General features: G+C 72.6%; 8 protein-coding genes. All 8 read left to right on the top strand.

Going from position 1 to position 14,066, the window contains the following annotated elements; genetic code table 11:
• Positions 1-5: 5 nt before the first annotated feature.
• From ACH4UM_RS21650 to hisC, 8 genes are read left to right on the top strand one after another with little or no spacing between them, the layout of a single operon-like run.
• Positions 6-6,149, top strand: coding sequence for an amino acid adenylation domain-containing protein (locus tag ACH4UM_RS21650; protein ID WP_398181615.1), 6,144 nt, complete (start codon positions 6-8; stop codon positions 6,147-6,149).
• Positions 6,146-7,342, top strand: coding sequence for a cytochrome P450 (locus tag ACH4UM_RS21645; RefSeq protein ID WP_398181612.1), 1,197 nt, complete (start codon positions 6,146-6,148; stop codon positions 7,340-7,342). Before ACH4UM_RS21650 ends, ACH4UM_RS21645 begins: the two co-directional genes overlap by 4 nt.
• 56 nt (positions 7,343-7,398) lie before the next feature.
• Positions 7,399-7,608: a ferredoxin gene (locus ACH4UM_RS21640; protein ID WP_398181609.1), complete on the top strand. Its 210-nt coding sequence runs from the start codon at positions 7,399-7,401 to the stop codon at positions 7,606-7,608.
• Positions 7,605-9,002: an FAD-binding oxidoreductase gene (locus ACH4UM_RS21635; protein ID WP_398181606.1), complete on the top strand. Its 1,398-nt coding sequence runs from the start codon at positions 7,605-7,607 to the stop codon at positions 9,000-9,002. The genes ACH4UM_RS21640 and ACH4UM_RS21635 overlap by 4 nt, the downstream gene beginning before the upstream one ends.
• Positions 8,999-10,225 (top strand): MFS transporter, encoded by a 1,227-nt coding sequence (locus ACH4UM_RS21630; protein WP_398181603.1) that lies wholly within the window; start codon positions 8,999-9,001, stop codon positions 10,223-10,225. Before ACH4UM_RS21635 ends, ACH4UM_RS21630 begins: the two co-directional genes overlap by 4 nt.
• Positions 10,207-11,046: a TauD/TfdA dioxygenase family protein gene (locus tag ACH4UM_RS21625; RefSeq protein ID WP_398181600.1), complete on the top strand. Its 840-nt coding sequence runs from the start codon at positions 10,207-10,209 to the stop codon at positions 11,044-11,046. The genes ACH4UM_RS21630 and ACH4UM_RS21625 overlap by 19 nt, the downstream gene beginning before the upstream one ends.
• Before the next feature lie 31 nt (positions 11,047-11,077).
• Positions 11,078-12,370, top strand: a complete 1,293-nt coding sequence (locus ACH4UM_RS21620) for an ATP-grasp domain-containing protein (protein WP_398181598.1) — start codon at positions 11,078-11,080, stop codon at positions 12,368-12,370.
• 57 nt (positions 12,371-12,427) lie between these two features.
• On the top strand, positions 12,428-13,498 hold the full coding sequence (gene hisC / locus ACH4UM_RS21615; protein ID WP_398181595.1) for a histidinol-phosphate transaminase: 1,071 nt from the start codon (positions 12,428-12,430) through the stop codon (positions 13,496-13,498).
• Positions 13,499-14,066 lie beyond the last annotated feature (568 nt).

Raw genomic sequence — 14,066 nt, 5'->3', positions numbered from 1 at the left:
AGCACATGAACGCAGCCATGGCCCACACCCTCGGCGACGCCTTCGCCGACGTCGTACGCACTCGCCCCGAGCACACCGCGCTCGTCCACGGTGACCTGCGCCTGACCTACCGCCACCTGGCTGGCTGGGCCGCGTCCGTCGCGGCCCGGCTCGGGCATGCCGGAGCGGCCGGCAAACCGGTCGGCATCCGCGCCCCGCGGTCCGCGGGGACTGTCGCCACGGCCCTCGGCGCGGTCCTCGCCGGGTGCGCCTACGTGCCTCTGGACCCGGACGCGCCCGATGCTCGGCTGCGCGGCCTGGTGGAGGACTTCGGGCTGCGCACCTTGTGGGTGGCGCACACCGAAGCCGACCGGCTGCGCACGCTGCTGCCGGGGGTGCGGATCCTGACCGTCGACGAGGAGCTGCCCGACCCGGAACCGCTCGCCGTCGCGCCGGGCGGCCCGGACACGCTCGCCTATGTCATCGCCACCTCGGGCACCACGGGGCGGCCCAAGGGCGTGCAGGTGGAGCACCGCTGCGTCCTGTCGCTCGCCCGGGCCCCGGAGGCGGGGTTCCGGCCCGACGACACGGTGCTCCAGCTCGCCCCCCTCCATGTGGACCCGTCCGTCTTCGAGATCTGGGGCGCCCTGCTGAACGGGGCCACACTCGTCCTGCCCGAAGCCGCCCGGCCCGGCGTCCACGAGATCGGTCGGGAGGTACGGCGGCACGGGGTGACCGTGCTGCGGCTCGCCGCACCGCTGTTCGGACTCGCCATGGAGTACATCACCGACGCACTGCGCGGACTGCGGCTGTGCGTGTCGGGTGGTGACCGGGCCTCGGCCGACGCCGTGCGCACGGCACTGCGCGAGCTCCCCGGCTGCCGGGTCGTCAACGGCTACGGGCCCACGGAGACCACCGTCTACGCCTGCTGGCTGGTGCTCGACGCGGAGCGCCCCTACGCCGACGACTGGCCGGACGTGCCGATCGGCCGTCCCTTCGCCGACGCCACCGTCCACGTGGTCGACCGCGACCGGCACCCCGTCGCCCCCGGTGAGGAGGGCGAACTCTGCGTCGGCGGGCCGGGCGTGGCCCGTGGCTATCTCGGCCGGCCCGACCTCACCGCCGACCGCTTCATCCCCGAGCCCGGCCGTCCCGGCCGCACCGCCTACCTCACCGGCGACCGGGTCCGCCTGCTGCCGGACGGCAACCTCGCCTTCCTCGGCCGCACCGACGACCAGGTGAAGGTCCGGGGCCACCGGGTGGAACCGGCCGAGACGGAACGGGCCCTGCTCGGCCTTCCCGCGGTCCGCGAGGCCGCCGTGGTGGCCCACGGCACCGGCGAACGGCGCAGGCTCGCGGCGTTCGTAGTTCTGCGGGAACCCGCCGCCGAGGCGGACCTCGTCGCCCACGTGGCGTCACTCCTGCCCTCGCCGCAGGTGCCGGCCACCGTGACGCTGCTCGCACAGCTGCCGGTCACCCCGAACGGCAAGACCGACCGCCCCACCCTGGCTCGACTGGCCGGGCGGACGTACGGCACGGCCGGGCGCAACCTCCCGGACACGCCCGTCGAGCGCCTCGTAGTGGACCTGTGGCAGGACGCGCTCGGCGCCCCGGTCGGCACCGACACCGACTTCCTCGCCGCGGGCGGCGACTCGCTCACCGCCATGATCGTACTGGCCCGTCTGGAGAGCGCCACCGGCGTGGCCCTGTCGCTCGGGGACCTGTTCCGGGCGGCGACGGTGCGCGGCCTCGCCGCACTCCTCGACGCCGCCGCTGCCGACCGGACCGGAACGGCACCCCCCGCGGAACGGCACCCCGACTGCGCCGGCACGGCACCGGCCGCCGAGCGGCAGCGGGACACGCCCGCCCGGGTTCCGCTGCTGCCCGGGCAGGAGGGCATCTGGTTCGAGCAGCAGGCCGCGCCGGGGCAGCGGTACGTCATCTCCCGCACCTTCCTGGTGCGGGGGCAGGTCGACGTACTCCGGCTGCGCCGCGCGCTCACCCGGCTCGGGCAGCGGCAGACGGCCCTGCGCACCGTCGTACGGCAGGACGCCGGCGGCTGGTGGCAGGCACCGGACGCGGATCCCGGCGCCGCCGTTGACCACCATGACATGACCCGGATGCCGCCGGCGGAGCAGCATCACCGGATCCGCGCGCTCGTCGCCGCCCGGGCGGCGGCCGACGACGCGTCCCCGCTCGTGCGCACCCTGGTCGTCACCCTCGACGGGTCCGCCACCGTCGTGCACTTCGACATCCACCACGTCATCGCCGACGACTGGTCCCTCGACCTCTTCTTCACCGAGCTGTCGGCTCTCTACGACGACCCGGACGCGCACCTTGCCCCGCTGCGGCTGACGTTCGCCGACCACGTACGCGAGACCCTGGACCGGCTTCCGGAACGCCGGCACGCCGCGCTGGACTTCTGGCGCGACGCCCTGCAAGGCGGCGCGGCCGCCCCCGACCTGGTCACCGACCATCCCCGGCCGGCCGTACTCAGCGGGGCCGGTGACCGGGTCGCGCTGCGCATCGACGCCGCCGAGAGCGCCCGGTACGCCGAGGCCGCCCGCCGTCACGGCATAAGCCGCTTCATGTTCTGCCTGGCCAGTGTGTACACCGTGCTCGCCACGCACGCCGAACGCGACACGCTGTGCCTCGGCAGCCTGACGACGGGCCGCGGGCGGGCCGGCACCGAGGACCTCGTCGGCTACTTCGTCAACCTGCTGCCGATCCGGGTCGAGGCCACCGCGGACACACCGGTCACCACCCTGTTCCGGCGGGTCCGGGAGAGCTGTGCCGCCGCGCACGCCCACCAGCACGTACCGTTCCAGACGGTGTGCCGGGAACTCGGCGCCGCGGGTGTCTCACGCGGGACCAGCCCCTTCCGCGCGGTCGTCAACCACCAGCAGCACCCGCCCCGCCCGCTCCGGCTGGGCGACGCGCCTGCCGAGCCCTGGGCGCCGGCCGAGGACGACACCGCCAAGTTCGAGCTGACCTTCACCTTCCGGGAGTCGCCGCAGGGTCTCGCGCTCGAGGTGGAGTTCAGCACCGACCTCTACCGCCGGGACACCGTCGAGCGGCTCGCCGGCCAGCTCGTCGCAGTGCTGGGCCGGCTCGCCGACGCCGGTCCCGGCACCGTTGTGCGCGACATCGAGCTGCTCGAGCCCGGTGAGCGGGGACGGCTTCTGGCCGCCCCGGAGAGCGAGCGACCGCCGGGCCACCCGGCCGCCACCCTGACCTCGTTGTTCGCCCGCACGGCCGTCGATCATCCCGGCAAGACTGCCGTGGTCGGAGAGGACACCGCCCTCACCTACCGTGAACTCGACCGGCTCTCCGACGACGTGGCCGCCCGGCTCCTCGCCCACGGGGCGCGGCCCGGTGAGCGCGTCGCCCTGTGCCTGAAGCGCAACCCCCTGCTGATCGTGGCCGTCCTCGGCGTGCTCAAGACCGGCGCGGCCTACGTCCCGCTCGATCCGGCCTATCCGGCCGAGCGGCTGCGGTACGTTCTCGCCGACGCCCGGGCCCGGATGGTGGTGACCGCCAAGGACCTCTCCGACCGGCTTTTCCGCCCCGGCCCGGAAACCGACGGTCTGCCGCCGGTCCTGGACATCGACCGGGTCGTGCGCCCCTCGGACGAGACGCCGCCCGCGCGAGAGGCGGCCCGCGCCGCCGACCCCGCCTACATCATCTACACCTCCGGCAGCACCGGGCGGCCGCGCGGCGTCGTCGTCTCCCACCGCTCGGCCGTCAATACCCTGCAGGCCAGTCTGGCCTGCCACCCGTTCACGCCGGACGACGTCTGGCTGCAGCTCACCTCGCCCGGCTTCGACGTGGCGGTCTACGAGCAGTTCATGCCCCTCGTCTCCGGCGGCACACTGGTGTACTGCGGTGACGCCACCCGCGGTGACGCCGCCGCACTCACCCGGGCACTGCGCGACAACGGGGTGACCGTGATGGTCATGGTCCCCTCGCTACTCCGCGCGCTGGGCCGCCCCGACCTGGCCTCGGTACGGGTGCTGGTTGTGGCCGGCGAACCCGCCGACCCGCACGACACCCGCCATTACGCCCGAAGCCGCGTCGTCATCAACGGCTACGGCCCCACCGAGGCGGCGATCCTCGCCACCACCCACGAGGCCCGCCCAAGCGAGGACCACGGCAGGATCCCCATCGGCCGGGCGCTGCCGGGAACCACCACGCATGTGATCGACCGCCACGGTCGGCTTGCCGCCACGGGCGTTCCCGGGGAGCTCTGGCTCGGCGGCGCGGGAGTCGCCATCGGCTACTGGGACAACCCCGAACGCACTGGCGATCTGTTCACCACGCTGCCCGTCCTCGGCGACCGGCGCCTGTACCGCACCGGAGACCGGGTGCGCCAGCTGCCCGACGGCACCCTGGACTACCTGGACCGGCTCGACGGGCAGATCAAACTGCGCGGCTTCCGGATCGAACTCGGTGAGATCGAGGCGACGCTGACTGGCCACGAGCGGATCGGTGAGGCCGTCTCGGTGCTGGTCGGCGAGGGACCCGACGCCGACCTCGGCGTCGCATACGTGGGCACTGCCGACGAGCAGGAGGCGCGCGCCCATCTCGTCCGCCACCTGCCCGCCCACATGGTGCCAAGGCTCATCGTGTCGGTCACGCACATCCCCACCAGCAGCCATGGCAAGGCCGACCGGACCGCGCTGGCCACCCGCCTCGCGGCCCACGCGCGCAACCACGGCCCCGCCGAGGAGACCGGACACGCCGCGAGCCCGCTGGAGCAGGGGCTGCTGGCCCTGTGGCGGCAGGTCCTCGGCAGCGGCCCGTCCATCGGGCTGTCGGACGACTTCTTCGCGCTCGGCGGGCACTCGCTGCGCGTCATCCGGCTGCTCGGTGAGATCGAACGACAGTATGAAATGCGCATATCTGTGCGGGATTTCCTCGCCGAGCCGACGGTCAGGGCCACCGCGCGCAGGCTCGCCCGTGCCGACGCCGGCACCGAAACGGCGACCGTGCGCCCCGAGGACGTCGTGCTCGATGCCGGCATCACCTTCGCCAGACCCGCCGCCGCCCCGCGCCGCACGGACTCCGTCCTGCTCACCGGTGCCACCGGGTTCATCGGCATCCACGTCCTGCGCGAGCTGCTGGGCCGTACCAGGGGACCGGTGCTATGCCTCGTACGTGCCGCGACGCCCGAAGCGGCCCGCGCCCGGCTGGCGCAGGCGGCCCGGCGGCACGCGCTCGCCCTGGACGCCGCCGATCCCCGGATCGTGCCGCTGCCCGGCGACCTCACCCTGCCGGGGCTCGGACTGACCGCAACGGCCGGGCTGGGTCCGGCGCGCGCGGCGGCCACCGTCCTGCACCTGGGCGCGGAGGTCCACCACCTTTCCGGCTACCAGCACCTCGCCGCGGCCAATGTCGGCGGAACCCAGGAGCTGCTGAGGATCGCCGCCGAGGGCCCGCCCGCCCGCTTCCACCACGTCTCCACGCTCGCCGTCCTGCATGAGCACACCCCGGACGTCCGCCCGCGCACCCTCAGCGAGTCCACTGCGGCCGAGCACGAACGCCATCCGCGCGGACGCGGCTATGCCGCGGCCAAGTGGGCGGCCGAAGACCTGGTCCGCCAGGCCGTCGCCCGGGGGGCCGACGCCCGGACGTACCGGCTGGGCCGCGCGGGCGGTAGCGCGACGACCGGCGCGCTCAGCCGCGACGACATGCTCACCCGGCTCCTGGTGAGTTCGGCCGCTCTCGGCTGCTATCCCGACCACCCGGGCCTCGCCTCCGACGCCCTTCCGGTCGACGTGATGGCCCGCGCACTGGTGGCGCTGGCCCTCGCCGATGCCCCGCCGGGCACGGTCCACCATCTGCACCACCCGCGCCGTACCGGGCTCGGCGTCTTCCTCGCCGGCCATGACCGGCGCACCGGCTCCCGCACCCGCCCGGTCGGTCTGCGCACCTGGCTCGAGCGGCTGGATGACGCGGTGGCCCAGGGCACCGAACTGCCCGCCCTGGCCTACCGGGAGCACCTGCGCGAGCTGTGCGACACACCCGGCCCGGCCGAACCAGCCCACTACCGCAATGAAGCCACTCTCGCCGCCCTGCGCACCCACGGCATCACCCCAACCGACTGGGACGACGCCGTGATCGACCGCTGGTGGCGGTACCTGGCACCGACCGGAGAGACGAGCGAATGACGGAAGTGCTCTATCCCATGGCCCGCCAGTGCCCGTTCGCCCCGCCCGAGGAGGTCACCCGGCTGCGCGACCAGCCGGAGGTGCCCCGGGTCCCGATCTGGAACGGGGTGCGTCCCTGGCTGTTCACCCGCTACGAGGACGCCCGGCTGGTGCTGAGCGACCCCCGGTTCAGCGCGGACAAGAGGCGCCCCGGCTATCCGCTCTCCAGCGCCGTCGCGGCCGCCGAGACGGCTGTCGAACCGACGCTGCTCATCATGGACAACCCCGAGCACGACGCGCTGCGCCGCCTGGTGCTCGGCGAGTTCACCGTCCGGCGGGCCGAGTCCTGGCGCCCGGCGGTGCGCGGCGTCGTCGCGGGCTGCCTCGACCGCATGCTGGACGGGCCGGGCCACGCCGACCTCGTGGCCGATCTCGCGCTGCCCGTCGCCCTCTCGGTGATCTGCGAGTTCCTCGGGGTTCCCCTGGAGGACCGGGAGCTGTTCCGCTCGCTCACCCACACCATGAATGCCGTCTCGGGCACCACCGAGACCGCCGCCGCGGCCCGTCAGGAACTCCAGGACTACCTCGAATCCCTCGTGGCCGTACGGGAAAAGGACCCCGGGGACGACTTCATCGGGCGCATGGTGGTCCGGCATGTGCGCACCGGAGGGATGAGCCGCCGCACCCTGAGCGCGATGGCCCTGCTGCTGCTCACGGCGGGGCACGACACGACGGCCAACATGATCTCGCTCGGCCTCCTCACCCTGCTGCGCCACCCCCGCCGCTTCGCCGCTCTGCGCCGCCACGACGACCCCCGGCAGCTCGCCGATACCGTGGAGGAACTGCTGCGCCACCTCACCATCGTCCAGCGCGGCATCCGCCGGATAGTCACCGAGGACGTCGACGTCAACGGCCGCCTCGTGAAGCCGGGAGAGGGCGTCATCGCGGCGATCAACGTGGCCAACCGGGATCCCTCGCGTTTCCCCTCCGGCGAGGACTTCGACCCCGGCGCACGCGCCCACGGCCACCTCGCCTTCGGCTACGGCCCCCACCAGTGCCTGGGGCAGTCGCTGGCGAAGGTCGAACTCCAGGAGACCTACCACGCCGTCGCCCGCCGACTGCCGAACCTGCGGGTCGCGGTGCCCGTCGACGAGATCCGCTTCAAGTCGGACATGGCCGTCTACGGCGTCCATGAACTGCCCGTGACCTGGTGAATCCTGCGTCCCCGGGTCACCCGCCCGCCCTCTTGACCGCCAAGGAGCCAACCACCGTGAAGATCACCCTCGAAGCCGAGCGATGTGTAGGAGCCGGGCACTGCGTCCTGTCGGCACCCGAGGTCTTCGAACAGGACGAGACTGACGGCATCGTCGTGCTGCTCGACAACGGTCCGGACCCGGCGCTCTCGGACGCCGTCCACGAGGCGGCGGACCTGTGCCCGGCCCGCGCGATCCTCGTGGACGACGAGGACGGCACCGCGTGAGCCTGACCGGCCGGCTGCGGGACGCGCTGGGCAGCGCTGTCGTCCTCACCGACCCAGACGCGACCGAGGGCTACGCCCGCGACATGATGCCGCTGGCCCCGGCGGGCCGCCCCCGCGCCGTGGTGCTGCCCGCGGACACCGCCGAGGTGCAGGCCTGCGTCCGCGCCTGCGCCGAGGCGGGCGTGCCCGTCGTCCCGCGCGGTGCGGGCAGCGGTCTGACCGGCGGCGCCAACGCGGTGGACGACTGCGTCGTCCTGGTCACCACCCGGATGAACCGCATCCTCGAACTCGACGCGGACAACCGGCTGGTCGTCGTCCAGCCGGGAGTGATCAACCGGACGCTCCGGGACGCCGCCGCGGAACACGGCCTCTTCTACCCGCCGGACCCCTCGAGTCTCGAATGGTGCACGCTCGGCGGCAACCTCGCCACGGACGCCGGCGGGCTGTGCTGCGGCAAGTACGGCGTGACCAGCGACGCCGTCCTCGGGCTCGAAGTGGTGCTGGCCGACGGCTCGTTGCTCACCACGGGCCGCAGGACCGTCAAGGGTGTGGCTGGTTACGACCTGACCCGGTTGTTCGTCGGCAGCGAGGGCACCCTCGGGGTCATCACCGGCGCGACGCTGAAGCTGCGTCCGCTGCCCGCCGCGCCCGGCACGATCGTCGCCGCCTTCGACTCCGTGGAGCGGGCCGGGGACGCCGTCAACCGCGTGGTCCGGGCGGGTCTGGTGCCCTCCCTGATGGAGATCATGGACGCCACCTCCCTGCGGGCCTCCGCCGAGTACCTGCGGGCGGACCTCGGCGCGGGCGACGGCAGCGCCCTGCTGCTGTGTCAGTCGGACGCCGGCGGCGAGTCCGCCGCCGAACTGCAAGCCATGGAGCGCCAGTTCAAGGAGTCGGGCGCCACCTGGACGCACGCCACCAGGGACCCGGCGGAGGGCGGTCTGCTGCTCAGGGCCCGCCGGGTGTCCCTCCCCGCCTTGGAGGCCCGGGGCGCCTGCATGACCGAGGACGTGGCGGTGCCCCGTACCCGGATCGCCGAACTCATGGTCGGCTCCGAGGAGATCGGGGTTCGGGCCGGCCTGACCGTGGCCGTCGTCGGCCATGCGGGCGACGGCAATATGCACCCCACCGTCCTGTACGACGGGGCGTCGGCTGAGGAGTACGTCCGTGCCCGTGGTGCCTTCGACGCCATCCTGGCCCTCGCCCTGTCCCTCGGCGGCACCGTCACCGGCGAGCACGGCATCGGCAAGCTCAAGACCGAGTGGCTGGAGCGGGAGCTGGGCCCCGTCTCGATGCGGGTCCACCGGCAGCTGAAGGACGCCCTCGACCCCGCGGGCCTGTTCAATCCGGGCGCTTTGCTCGCCCGGCGTCCGGCGGGCGGGCGCACCGCGTGATCACCCGTACCGTCCGCACCGTCGCGGGGCTCCCCGCGCCGCTGCGCACTCTGTTCTTCACCACCCTGATCTTCCGTACGGGCACGATGGCCTACCCGTTCCTCGCCGCGCACCTGCTGGTGCACGAGGGGCTGGGCAAGGGCACGACCGGCACCGTCCTCGCCTGCTTCGGCGTGGGCGCCCTCGCCGCCGACCTCTTGGCGAGCGTCCTGCTCGGCAGGGTGACCGCCCGTACGCTGATGGTGGGCGGTCTGGTCCTCAATGCGGCGGTCCTCGCCCTGTTCCCCTTCGTGCACGGCCTGGTGCCGCTGATCGCTTCCGTCACGGTATGGGGTTTCGCGTACGAGATCGTCACACCGGCCGCGTACTCGGCGACCGTCGCCGCCGTCGGTCCCGAGGGGCGCAAGGTCGCCTTCTCCTGCTACCGGCTCGCCATCAACCTCGGCATGGCCGCCGGACCCGTCGCCGGCGGGCTGCTCTTCGCCGTCGAGCCCCGACTGGTGTTCTGGGCGAACGCCGGCTGCGCCCTGGCCGCGGCCGGACACCACGCGGCACGCTCCGGTGGAGCACCCACCGTTCATCCGCGGCGGCGAAACGTCCCGCGGACCGGCATCGTCCGCCGCACCCCGTACGAACGGGCCCGGTTCTGGACGATCTTCGGACTCTCGCTGCCCGTCCAGCTGGCCTACTCGCTGCCCTCCGTCTTCGTCTCCGCCTACGTCATCGTCGGACTGGGGCTGCCCGGGTACTGGGCGGGCGTCGTCTTCGCCGTCAACGCGGCGGGCATCGTCCTGTTCGAGGTCCCCCTCAACGCGCTCATGGCCAGGACGGGACACCTGCCCACCCTGCTCCTCGGCTACGGCCTCGCGGGCACCGGTTTCCTGCTGATGGCGCTGTCCGGATCGGGTCCGTCGCTCGTCCTGTCCACACTCGTGTGGACCGCCGGGGAGATCGTCGTGTTCCCGGGGCTCCTCGGCTACGTCAGCGAACTGTCCAGCGAGGCCTCGACGGACCGCAATCTCAGCCTCTACTCCACCGGCGTCAACATCGCCTTCATCCTGGCCCCCCACCTGTCCCTGCTGCTCGCCCGGCCGTCCGCCCCCGGCATCCCGTGGGCCGTCGCGGGCGGCGCTCTGTGCGTCGCCTGGCTTCTGCTCACGGTTGCCCGCAGCAGCCCCTACACCTGGCACAAGGAGGTACCCTCATGCAGCGACGCGATCTGACCGAGTTCATCGGCGTCGAGTACACCGGAGTCACCCACGAGGACCTGCGCAGCGAGGAACTCTTCGCTGACGTCGTCGACTCCGTCCACCAGCGGGACCTGGTGGTGCTGCGCGGTATCCGGCTGACACCCGAGCAGCACATCGCTCTCGCCGCTCGCCTCGGCACCCCCGTCCCCTTCGTGCTGAGCGACTGGCGCCATCCGGAGTTCGCCGAGATCCTCGTCTCCTCCAACGAGCGCCGGAGGAACAAGCCCATCGGCGTCCCGCGGGTGGGAAACTTCTGGCACCAGGACTCGTCGTACAACGCGCGTCCCGCCGAGTACACGGTGCTGCACGGAGTGAACGTGCCCGAGGAGCACGGCCACACGCTGTTCGCCTCCGCCGCCGACGTCTACGACCGGCTCCCCGAGGAGTGGAAGACCCGGCTGGAGGGCCTCACCGGACGGCACACCCTGACCAGGCAGCAGCGCATCGAGCCGTGCCACGTGGGCCTGTCCATCGCGGAGATGCGGGCCCTGGTCGCCCACGAGTACCCGGCGGTCGAGCACCCCGTCGTCCGCCGCGACGCCTTCACCGGCCGGCGTTTCCTGTACGCCGCCCGCGAGTACATGGACTCGGTCGTCGGTCTGGACGCCAACGGCAACGAGGAGTTCTTCGGTCTGGTCGACTCCCTGGTGCAGGACCCCGCGCACGTCTACGAGCACCGCTGGACGCCCGACGACCTGCTGATCTGGAAGACCGCGACCACCTACCACCGGGCGACCGATCTTCCGGAAGGCGTCGGCCGGACCGTGCACCGCATCAGCGTCGCCGCCGCCTGACCGGCCGCGCACGGAAGGACCCGTCCTCGCCATGAGCCACCCCGCCCCCAGCCGTCCCGTCGGCGTCGTCGTCGACGGGTACTCGATCGGCAAGTTCCTGCCCGCCGCGTTCCAGCGGCTCGGCGCCGACGTCGTCCACCTGCAGTCCACCCCGGAGTTCCTCGCCTCCGTACCACCCCCGGACCTCGGGCCCTACCTCGCCAACGTGGTGCACAGCACCGGCGACTGGGACCGCACCGCCAAGGAACTCGCCAGCTACGCCCCCGTCGGCGTCCTGCCCGGCCAGGAGACCGGCGTCCCCCCGGCCGACGCCGTCGCCGAGCGGCTGGGCCTGCCCGGCAACCCGGCCGCGACCTCCGCCGTGCGCCGTGACAAGTACCGGATGATCGAGGCGCTGCGAGCCGCCGGGCTCCGCTGCGCCCGGCAGCTGAAGTCCGCGGACGCCGCCGAGACCGTCGCCTGGGCGGAGCGCGAGGCCGGCTACCCGGTGGTGGTCAAGCCGCTCAGCTCGGCCTCCACCGATGGTGTCTCCATCTGCCGCAGCGCCGAGGAGATCCGCACGGCCGTGGCCGCAGTGCTCGGCACCCACGACATCTTCGAGCACCGGAACACCGAGGTCCTCGCGCAGTCCTTCCTGCGCGGCCCCGAGTACATCGTGGACATCGTCCGGGGCCTTGGCGGCGGGCGTCACGTGTGCGGGGTGTGGCGGTACGAGAAGACGGAGACCGGCCCCAAGCGGATCTACGACAAGGACATCCTGCTCGGCCCGGACAGCCCCGAGGTGCCCGTCCTCGTCGACTACGTGGACCGCGTCCTCGACGCCCTCGACATCCGCTTCGGCGCCGCCCACGCCGAGGTCGTGCTGACCCCCGAGGGGCCCGCCCTGGTCGAGGTCGGAGCCCGGCTCAACGGAGACATGGTGCCCGCCGTCCACGACACCTGCATGGACGGCAACCAGGCGGACCTGCTCGCCCTGGCCTGCCTACGGCCCGAGGAGTTCCGGCGCCGGTACGCGGGGCGCACGGTGTACCGCAAGCACCGCGAAGCCCTCGTCGTGCACGGACAGACCACCCGGGAGGGGATCGTCGAGGCGATCGACGAGGACGTCCTGGCTCGGATCGCCGCCCTCCGCACGGTCCGGCTGGCCGTGCCCCGGCTCGGCCCCGGCGACCGGATGCGCCCGACGACTGATCTGCTCTCCAGCCCGCTGCGAGTCTTCCTGGTCGGGGACCGCTACGAGGACCTGCTCGCCGACCACCGGCGGATCCAAGGCCTGCAGGAGGGTGTCTTCCGGCTCGCCGGGCCCGGCGCAATCGCGCGCTGAAGCGGCCGTCGCTCTCCCCGCGCACGTCCCGACACGTACCGAAAGGAAGGTTGTCCCATGGGTGTGCCCACCCGGGCCGATCTGGCCGGCATTCCCGACTACATCATCCCGGGCCGGCCGCCCGGCGCCGTCCTGCTCAACTCGAACGAGAGTTCCCTCCCTCCGCTGCCCGCGGTCGTCGAGGCGGTCGCCCGGGCCGCCGCCCAGGGACACCGGTACCCGCAGTGGTTCTCCGAGGACCTGGTGGCGCGGCTGACCGCCGAGCTGGAGGTCCCCGAGTCATGGGTCGCGATCGGCTGCGGCTCGGTGAGCCTGTGCCAGCAGCTGATCCAGGCCTACTGCGCTCTGGGCGACGAAGTACTATGCGCCTGGCGGTCGTTCGAGGCGTATCCCGTCTTCGCACGGGTCGCCGGAGTCCACGCCCGTACCGTGGCGCTGGACTCCGGGCATCGGCACGACCTGGCCGCCATGGCGGATGCCGTCTCTCCGGCGACCCGCGTGGTCTTCGTCTGCAACCCCAACAATCCGACCGGCACCGCGGTCGACGCCCGCGAACTGCGGGACTTCGTGGAGCGAATCCCGGACGACGTGCTCGTGGTGCTGGACGAGGCGTACCGGGAGTTCGTGACGGACCCTGACGTACCCGATGGCCTGCTGCTCGCTCGTGAACGCGGGAACGTGGCGGTCCTGCGCACCTTCTCCAAGGCGTACGGGCTCGCCGGCATCCGGGTCGGCTACTGCGTCGGCTCGCCGGCCGTCGTCTCGGCGGTCAACAAGGTGGCGGTGCCCTTCGCGGTCAGTCGCTTGGCCCAGGCTGCGGCGGCGGCCGCGCTGGCCCACACCGCCGAAGTGAGCGAGCGCTGCCGGGCCGTGGCGGCAGAGCGGGAGCACCTACGGGACCGGCTGCTGGCGGCGGGCCTGTCCGTCCCTGCCTCCCAGGCGAACTTCCTGTGGCTTCCGCTGGGCGACCGGTCGGCGGACTTCGCCGGGTTCTGCGCGGACCGTGGTGTGCTGGTCCGGTGCTTCGGAAACGAGGGAGTACGGGTGACCGTAGGGGTGCGGGAGGAGAACGACGTCTTCGTGCGGGCGGTGCAGGACTACGCGTCCGACGCGGGGGCCGGCTTCTGAACGTGCCGCCCCGCGGGGCTGTCGCCAGAACGGCACCAGGCACGCGTGACGCAATCGCAGTGACAAACCGGTGACCATGGCCTTCGTCCTCATCGGCACCAACCGCGACGGCTGACTGAGCCCAGACACAGAGGCCGTTCGGGCCCGCGCTTTCGGCCAGGCCGACCGCGCCCCCGACGTCATCGCGTTCGCCGACCAGCCCCGCAGACCGCTGTGCAGGAGAGGCAATACGTCCTGCTGAGCGGGCAGGCAATGAACTCGACCAGCCGCTTGGTAGGCGGGATCGAGTAGGTCGCCGCCGGAATGCACGCCTTCAGACTCGCTGTCTGTAATGGGAGGGAGCTGTCCCTGATTGAGTCTGTGTCATGCGTACGCTGACACCAGCCTGAAACAGAGCTTCCATTGAGCGACCACGAGCGTATCGTCAGCGATCAACTCGCCCCTCGGACACTCGCTATACCGATACGGAATCGAGGGCCTCGACCTAACGGTCGCGGTCCTCGTTGCGTTGTCGTAGGTAATGGTGATGCCGAGGGCTTCGTAGAGTGGTCCTTTCTTGCCGGCGTCG

This window comes from Streptomyces sp. NPDC020801 (assembly GCF_044334385.1).
In the GTDB taxonomy this organism is placed as follows: Bacteria; Actinomycetota; Actinomycetes; order Streptomycetales; family Streptomycetaceae; genus Streptomyces.
Note: the sequence above shows the minus strand (reverse complement) of the source record. Positions and strands in the feature narration are given on the sequence as shown.